This is a genomic window from Terribacillus sp. 7520-G (assembly GCF_002271665.1).
Classification (GTDB): Bacteria; Bacillota; Bacilli; order Bacillales; family Amphibacillaceae; genus Terribacillus.
The window spans coordinates 1-249 of the sequence record NZ_NQFP01000078.1; the positions used below are offsets into that span (position 1 = coordinate 1).

The following is a 249-nucleotide window of genomic DNA, read 5'->3' on the forward strand; positions in this document are numbered from 1 at the left end:
GCTGAACTACCGGACCACTTTATCATGTCTTTGGTTGCACACTTCGTGTACCACGATTAAAACATTATCGTCGCACCCTTCAGGTACTCCCATTTTTCACTAGCCAAGAAGAAATATCGACGTAGTAAGTGAATTATTATGGTTGCGGGGGCAGGATTTGAACCTGCGACCTTCGGGTTATGAGCCCGACGAGCTACCCCTGCTCCACCCCGCGATGATGATAGGTATTCTCTATGAAACTGATAAAGA

At 46.6% G+C, this 249-nt stretch carries 1 tRNA gene; it reads right to left on the bottom strand.

Features of this window, described 5'->3' with window-relative positions:
* Positions 1-139: 139 nt before the first annotated feature.
* Positions 140-214: transfer RNA gene (locus CHH53_RS17040), tRNA-Met, on the bottom strand.
* Positions 215-249: the final 35 nt, after the last annotated feature.